Below are 7,395 nucleotides of genomic sequence, written 5' to 3' on the forward strand. Positions count from 1 at the left end.
CCGCGGCGAAATAGGGGAGCGAGGCGATCGCGAGCACCCGTGCGGCCCGGCGAAGATGCCGGGAGAGAACGACGGCAACGAGGACGACGAGCAGAAGATATGCGCTCGTCTGCTTGATGAGAATCATGGTGCCAATGAGGAGCCCCGCCCGGGCCCAGGACCCGCGTTCGAGGGCGAGCGCTACCGGGATCGCAAAAGCCGCGAGCAGAGGCACCGGCCACACCGAGTTCCCCTGCCACCCGTAGAGGAAGCTCAGGAGAAAGATCGAGGCGATCGAGCGGTGGGCGAGGGCGAAGCCCCGGGTTTCAGCCAGAAGGAAGCCGTGGGCGGCGAGCGGTCCGATCAGGGCAAATCCACGGAGGACCGTCGCGTGGACGCCGAAGAAATGGAACGCGAGCGCGAGCAACCCCATCATCCCCGGCGTGTGGACGAACTTGATGTCGCGGTACATCAGGAGGCCGCGCGACCAGAGATACGCCGGCGTCGTCACCTCGGGCCACGCCGTCGCCCGAAGCGTCAGGGCGAGCATGAGGTGCAGGGTGATCGCGGCGGCTTCGAACGCGACCGTTTGTCGGGAGGACGGCGAGCTCTTCAGCGAAATGGCCGACCGCTCAAACCCGCTGAATCCCCGCCCCCGCGAGCCATGCCTTGAACTGATCCTTCTCGAAGGCGTGCTCGAAGGCGTCCTGGGCCGAGATCGTTCCGGACTTGACGAGCTCCTGGAGCGACTGGTCCATCATCACCATCCCGCGGTTCCGGCCGGTCTGGATCTGGGTGATGATCATGCCCGTCTTCCCCTCGCGAATGATGTTCGAGAGCGCCGAGGACCCGAGCAGGATCTCGAACGCGGCGATGCGGCCCCCGCCGATCTTCTTCAAGAGCTGCTGCGCGACGACCGCACGGAGCGTCTCGGCGAGGACGACGCGCACCTGGTCCTGCTCCTCGTGCGGGAAGGCGTCGATGATGCGGTTGACGACCTTCGAGGCGGAGTTCGTGTGGAGCGTCGCAAAGACGAGGAGGCCGGTCTCCGCGGCCGTGAGCGCCATCCGGATCGTCTCGACGTCGCGCATCTCGCCGATCAGCAGCGCGTCGGGATCCTCGCGCAGCGCCGCCTTCACGCCGCTCGCAAAATCCGTCACGTCCTGGCCGAGCTCGCGCTGCGTGAAGATCGACTTGTCGTTCGTGTACACGAACTCGACCGGGTCCTCGATCGTGATGACGTGGCGGGAGTGGCGCCGGTTGATCCGGTCGAGGATCGCGGCGAGCGTCGTCGACTTGCCCGATCCCGTCGGTCCCGTCACGAGGATCAGCCCGCGCGAGGCGGCGGCGAGATCCGCGATCGCCGGCGGGAGGTTCAACTCCTCGACCGTCGGGACCTTCGGGGGGATCAGCCGGAAGAGCGCGGCCGACCCGCGCTCCTGCTTGAAGAGGTTCGTCCGGAACCGCGCCTCGTTCCCCATCTGGTAGGCGAAGTCCACGTCGCCGAAGAGCTGGTAGCGCGCCCACAGGTCCGGAGGCGTGATCGCCGAGAGCATGTTGTAGTAATCCCCCTCGCCGATGACGCGGTAGCGAACCCGCTCGAGCTCGCCGTCGATCCGGATGATCGGCGGCTCGCCGACGGTGAGATGGAGGTCCGATCCGCCGCGCTTCATGAGGATCGACAGGAAACGGTCGATCTGGCTGTAGTTGGGGTTGGCGCTCATGCCGCCGGTCCCTCCGGCTCGAGGAAGGGCTCGAACGGATCCTTCCGGAGCGCCCGGTCGTACGCGGCCCGCGGATCGGCCTTGCCTTCCTGCACGAGCCTGAGCAGGGCGGCGTCCATCGTCTGCATCCCGGCGCCGGAGCCGGTCTGGATCGCCGAGGAGATCTGGAAGGTCTTCGCATCGCGGATCAGGCCCGCCACGTTCGGCGTGTTGCGCAGGATCTCGAACGCGGCGACGCGGCCGCGGCCGTCCCGGCGCGGGACGAGGTGCTGCGAGACGACGGCGCGGAGGGAATCCGACAGCATCTGGCGGATCTGCCCCTGCTGGCCGGCGGGGAACGCGTCGATGATCCGGTCGATCGTGCCGTGCGCCGTCGCCGTGTGGAGCGTTCCGAAGACGAGATGCCCCGTCTCGGACGCGGTGATCGCGAGCGAGATCGTCTCGATGTCGCGCATCTCGCCGACCATGATCACGTCCGGGTCCTCGCGAAGGGCCTGGCGCAGGGCTTTCGCGAACGACTCGGTGTGCGTCCCGACCTCGCGCTGGTTGACGAGCGACTCGCGGCTCCGGTGGACGTACTCGATCGGGTCCTCGACGGTGAGGATGTGCGAGTTCTGCGTCCGGTTGATGCGGTCCACGAAGGCCGCGAGCGTCGTGGTCTTCCCGCAGCCGGCCGGTCCGGTGACGAGAACGAGACCCTGCGAGTACTCCGCGAGCTCCCAGAGCGAGCGCGGGACGCCGAGGTCGTCGAGCGTCGGGACGTCCGCCGGGATCAGGCGGAACACCGCGTCGAGCCCCTTGCGCTGGTAGAAGATGTTCGTCCGGAAACGGCCGAGGGGTCCCGCCTTGTAGCAGAAGTCGAGCGTCCGGTTCTCGGCGAGCGCCGCCCGCTGCGTCTCGCTGAGGACGGGATGGAGCATCTGCTCGACGGCCTCCTCGGAAAGCGGGGCGAGCGGCAGCGGCGTCATCACCCCGTACACGCGCACGTGCGGGATCGCGTTGACGGCCAGGTGCAGGTCCGACGCCTCGATCGCGCGCGCGTGCCTCAGCAGGTCGGAGAGCGTCACCTCGGAGAGCCCGGCGAGGTCGACGGGCTCGAAAAGGGTGGCGATCTCGGCGGCGGCTTCGGCGCCTTCCCCTTTGAGCCCCCGGAGCAGACGCACGGCCTTCTCGCGCACGACCGGCTCGGGGTCGACTCCCGAGATGTTCTGGAGGAGCGCCGGCACCCGCGCGTCCGGGATCTTCGAGAATGCTTCGAGGATCTCGAGCCGGAGGTCCATCGTCGCTTTCTTGTAGGCGGCGAGCAGGCCCGGCAGGGCCTTCGGCGTGCCCCACTGCCCGAGCGCGGCCGCCGCGGTCAGGTCGGACTCGCGGTCGTCGAGCATCTCGATCAGGGGCTCGAGGCCGCGGTCGTCCTTGATCGTCGCGAGCGCCTCGCTCGCGCGGTGCCGGAGCCACCAGTCGGGCTGCTTGAGCAACCGCACGCAGAGCGGCACCACTTCCGGCGACCGCAGCATCACCGCGATCGACGCCGCGAGGTTCGCCGCGCCCTGGTCCGGATCATCGGCACGATCGGCGAGCGCGGACAGGAACGGGCCGCCGAGCTCCTGGAAGACCTGGATGGCCCGGTCGCGCGGCGGGCCGTACACGTCCTTGAAGGACCCGATGAAAGCCTCGACGACCGCCCGGGGCTCCTGCTGCCTCAGGATGCCGATCGCGTTCTCACGGACGCGCGGGTTCGTGTCGGAGATGAGCGGCATGACGCGCGATTGCCACGCGCGCGCTCCGGCGGCGACGATCGGCTCGATCGCCTTGGCGACCGCCTGCTGCACGCGCGCCGACGTGTCGGACGACGCTTTCAGGAGCGCCGGGAACACCTGCTCGGAGGGATGGCGGGCGAGGAGAGACGCCGCGCGGAAGCGGACTTCCTCGTCCTCGTCGGCGATCGCGTGAACGGCGAGCGGCGCTGCCTGCGCCGTCCCGATCGCCTCCGCGGCGGCCATGGCCCGCCGGCGGACGGCGCTCGACGCGGCGGAGAGCGCCGGCTCGATCGCGGAGAGGAAACGGGGCTGCTGCTTCTCCCGGATCCAGTCGAGAACGGCGGAGGCGACGGCGGCGCGCGGGTCGGCCGCGATCGCCGCGGCGCGCTCGGGGGAGAGGTCTCCCCCGAGGAGCTGCAGAGCGGCGTCGAACGTCTTGCGGCGCTGCGGCTCCGGCTGGGAGGCGAGCGCGGTGAGCAGGACCTCGGCGCCGGCTTCGGGCGGCATGGCCTTGACGATCGCCGCGCCGGCCGTCCGCAAGGCCGGGTCGGGATCGACGAGGAAGAAGGCGGCGTCCTCCGGCGCCAGGCCGCGCACGGACGACATCCGCCGCAGCCAGTCGTCGCGTTCCGCGGGCGTTTTCCACTGCTTGTGCCGGATGCGGTCGAGAAGGGCGCGGTTCTCCTCCGACAGCGAGGACTTCGGCCGGGTCAGCATTGGAGAAAGTATACGGTGTAAAATTCCCGAAGGAGATCCATACCGCCATGACCAAGAACCTCACGGTCGCCCTGCTGTCGCTCTTCTGCGCCGCCGCTCTGGCGGCCGCCAACGAGGTCGTCGTCCTGAAGGGCGGCAAGACCCTCGAGCTCTCGAAACCGTACGTGCTCCGCGGCTCGCAGGCGGTGATGACCCTGAAGGACGGGACCGTCGTCTCGGTCGCCGCCGCCGACATCGACCTGCCGGCCACGCGCGCGGCCCGGCGTCCCGCTCAGGCGCCGGAGGTTCCGGCGGCGGCGCTCACGCCGGTCGAGGCCGCCCGGGCCCAGAAGGGCAATGCGAAGGCGCGGCTGAAGATCGGCGACGCGGACGTCACCCACACGCTCGAGGGCGCCGAGCCGGAATCCGGCGCCGGAGAGGGGACCGAAGCCGACGCCGGGGGAGACGCGAAGCTCGACGTCGTGGACTTCGACCAGCGGCCGACCGAAAACGCGGTGGCGGTCAAGGGGACGCTGCGCAATTCCGGAAAGGTCCCGGCGAACAACGTCGCTCTTTCGATCGCCGCGATGGACGCGACCGGCAAAGTCGTCGCGAGCACGACCGCGGCCGTTTCGGCGGGCTCGCTCGACGCGGGCTCGTCGGCCACGTTCACGGCGAGCCTGCCGATGGCCGCGAAGGCCGCGACCCTGCGGTTCACTCCGCGCTGGTCGAGCCCGGCGCCCGCTCCGCGCCCGGCGGCGGGAGCCGCGGCGGGGGCCGCCCCCGCTCCCGGCGCGGCCGCGCCGGGAAGCGCCCCGGCCGCGCCCGCCAAACCCGCAACACCGCCGCCGGCCCCGGTGAAGAAGGAGCCGGCGTACAGGCCGCAGCCGGATTACGCGCCGCCGCCGGCGAACGCCCCGATGGAGCCCACGGGCGACATCCACACCGGTTACATTCCCGGCGCTCACGAAGAAACGCCGCCGCCCCCGCCGCCGCCGCCGCAGAATTGAAGAGCGAGGACGAGCGGCGCTCCCGTTTTCGCCTCTCCCGGCGGGAGAGGCCGCGGCGAAGCCGCGGGTGAGGGGCGCTCGGTCGATGGAATTCCCGGAGGGTTGCTCGAAACCTCCCTCACCCGCCGGCCGGCGCTCCTTCGGAGCTTCGGTGCGGCGACCTCTCCCGCCTGCGTGGCCGAAGCCACTTCGGCGCGGCGAAGGCCCGCCGGGAGAGGTGAGCGACTCATGAATTTGTATCTCCTGCGTCATGCCGATGCGGAGGTCTCGGCGCCCTCCGGGAAGGACGCCGATCGCGCGCTTTCCGAGAAGGGCCGCGAGGTGATGAAGGTCGTGGCGGGGGCATTTGCGGAGGTCGGGAAAGCGCAGGCGATCTGGCACAGCCCGCTCCGGCGGGCGAAGCAGACCGCGGAGCTCGTCGCCGCGCGATTCTCGAAAGCGACGCTGACGGCATCGGCCGCTCTCGCCCCCAACGCCGATCCCCGCAAGGTCCTGGTGGAGCTCGCACGAGACCGCTGGGACGACGTCGTCCTCGTCGGACACATGCCGCACCTCGGACGCCTCCTCGGCCTGGCGGTGACGGGCCGGGAAGACGTGGAAGTGCCGATGAAGAAGGCGGCGATTGCTCGGATCTCCTTTTCCGGCAGCCATCCGACTCCTCCGGGGGAGCTGAAGTGGCTGATGTCGCCGGCTTTGGCCCAGAGAATTCAGTAACGCGAAATCTCCGAACCAACGCGGCGTTTCCGGCGGTGGCGCCGTACGACCTCTCCCCTCGTGGGAGAGGTCGAGCGCCGCAGGCGCGAGGGTGAGGGGCCGGGGCCGGGAAGTCGGCGAATCACCCTCACCCGCGCCGCTTCGCGCCGCGGCCTCTCCCATCGAGGGAGAGGCGAATCCGGACTCGCCGGGTGGCCCGCGCCCGTCCGGCTCGATGCATCCGCCTTCGCCAAGGCTGCCGCCCGGCAGGTCGCCGCGCCCCCGCTAGCGAGGGATCGTCTTCGGCTTGCCGTCCTTGCCGAGATTCACGTAGGTCACCTCGGCTTCCGTGACCTTCACCTGCACGCCCGGCTCGTTGCCGCGGTTGGCGACGACCTCGACGCGCACCGTGATCGACGTGTTCCCGATGCGCACGAGCTCCGTGTAGAAGGAAACGAGGTCCCCCACGTACACCGGCTGGTGAAAGACGATCTCGCGCATCGCGATCGTCACGAGGAACTCGGTCCGGTGCTTCTTCGCCTCGACTGCTCCCGCCTGGTCGATGTAGGAGAGGATCACGCCGCCGAAGATCGTGCCGTGCGCGTTCGTATCCTTCGGCATGAGGACGACGCGGATCGCCGGCTCGCGCGGGGGGATCAATTCTCCCTCACCCACCCGCCTTCGCTCGTGCCGAGCTTGGGCGCGGTGACCTCTCCCGCGAGGGGAGAGGTGAAAAGAGGCTCGCGCCCTTCTCTCCCCGCCTCTCCCTCGAGGGGAGAGGCCGGCGAGCGGAAAGAGGCCGCGTCGCGGAGCGACGCATCGGCGCTACCTCTCCCGTTGGGAGAGAGTGGCCGCCAACGGCGGCCGGGCGAGGGGTCGAGCGTGAGCTCGAGCGAGCCGGGTGAGGGTGGATGGCCGATCATCGGACGACGCTCGTATGAGCCAGGGCTTCCCGCGCGCGGAGCACCTTTTCGCGCGCCGCGTCCGCCGTGTCCGCGAGCGCCGTCAGGTGCCCCATCTTGCGCCCCGGACGGGCGGCGTTCTTCCCGTAGAGATGGAGCTTCACGTCGGGGATCGCGCAGACGGCTTCCCAGTCCGGCTCGCCTTCTCCCCAGAGGTCCCCGAGGAGGTTGGCCATCGCCGCGGGGCGCAGGTATTCGCTCGATCCGAGAGGAAGGCCGCACACGGCGCGCAGCTGCTGCTCGAACTGGCTCGTGACGCACGCGTCGATCGTCAGATGCCCCGAGTTGTGCGGGCGGGGAGCGAGCTCGTTGACGAGAAGGCTCCCTCGCCGGTCCACGAAGAACTCGACACAGATCACGCCGACGACGTCCAGCCGCTCGGCGATCGCGCGCCCGATCCGCACCGCCTCGGCCGCGACGTCCCGGCCGACGCCGGCGGGCGCCCGGGAGACGTCGAGGATGTGCCGGCGGTGCTCGTTCTCGATCGCGCCGAAGTCCGAGAGCGTGCCGTCGAGCGCGCGGGCGACGACGACGGAAATCTCCGTCTCGAAATCCACGAAGCGCTCGAGGA

The 7,395-nt window shown here is 70.1% G+C and carries 7 protein-coding genes; 2 read left to right on the forward strand and 5 right to left on the reverse strand.

Features of this window, described 5'->3' with window-relative positions; genetic code table 11:
• The 3 genes from VKH46_04145 to VKH46_04155 all read right to left on the reverse strand — a co-directional run.
• Positions 1 to 529 (reverse strand): hypothetical protein (locus VKH46_04145; GenBank protein HKB70010.1); only part of this gene is annotated, 529 nt, incomplete at its 3' end.
• Between the two features lie 82 nt (positions 530 to 611).
• Positions 612 to 1,703 carry a type IV pilus twitching motility protein PilT gene (locus VKH46_04150; protein ID HKB70011.1) on the reverse strand — a complete coding sequence of 364 codons (1,092 nt, stop codon included), beginning with the start codon at positions 1,701 to 1,703 and terminating at the stop codon, positions 612 to 614.
• The gene (locus tag VKH46_04155; protein ID HKB70012.1) at positions 1,700 to 4,180 is read right to left on the reverse strand and encodes a PilT/PilU family type 4a pilus ATPase; all 2,481 of its coding nucleotides are present in this window, start codon (positions 4,178 to 4,180) and stop codon (positions 1,700 to 1,702) included. The genes VKH46_04150 and VKH46_04155 overlap by 4 nt, the downstream gene beginning before the upstream one ends.
• A gap of 47 nt (positions 4,181 to 4,227) precedes the next feature.
• On the opposite strand from VKH46_04155, the gene VKH46_04160 reads away from it, so the two are divergent.
• Positions 4,228 to 5,169 (forward strand): FxLYD domain-containing protein, encoded by a 942-nt coding sequence (locus VKH46_04160; protein ID HKB70013.1) that lies wholly within the window; start codon positions 4,228 to 4,230, stop codon positions 5,167 to 5,169.
• Positions 5,170 to 5,397: 228 nt separating this feature from the next.
• Entirely contained in the window at positions 5,398 to 5,883 is a 486-nt protein-coding gene (gene sixA, locus VKH46_04165; protein HKB70014.1) for a phosphohistidine phosphatase SixA, read from the forward strand.
• Between the two features lie 264 nt (positions 5,884 to 6,147).
• On the opposite strand, the gene VKH46_04170 is transcribed toward sixA, so the two are convergent.
• A complete protein-coding gene (locus VKH46_04170; GenBank protein HKB70015.1) occupies positions 6,148 to 6,522 on the reverse strand; it encodes a hotdog domain-containing protein in 375 nt (124 codons plus the stop codon).
• A gap of 259 nt (positions 6,523 to 6,781) precedes the next feature.
• Positions 6,782 to 7,395 (reverse strand): ATP-grasp domain-containing protein (locus VKH46_04175; protein HKB70016.1); only part of this gene is annotated, 614 nt, incomplete at its 5' end.

It is taken from the genome of Thermoanaerobaculia bacterium (genome assembly GCA_035260525.1).
Taxonomy (GTDB): Bacteria; Acidobacteriota; Thermoanaerobaculia; order UBA5066; family DATFVB01; genus DATFVB01.

Bases quoted from the DNA above. Each gene is read 5' to 3' on its own strand.
- VKH46_04150 (HKB70011.1), bottom strand. From the start codon at position 1,703: ATGAGCGCCAACCCCAACTACAGCCAGATCGACCGTTTCCTGTCGATC.
- VKH46_04155 (HKB70012.1), bottom strand. From the start codon at position 4,180: ATGCTGACCCGGCCGAAGTCCTCGCTGTCGGAGGAGAACCGCGCCCTT.
- VKH46_04160 (HKB70013.1), top strand. From the start codon at position 4,228: ATGACCAAGAACCTCACGGTCGCCCTGCTGTCGCTCTTCTGCGCCGCC.
- sixA (HKB70014.1), top strand. From the start codon at position 5,398: ATGAATTTGTATCTCCTGCGTCATGCCGATGCGGAGGTCTCGGCGCCC.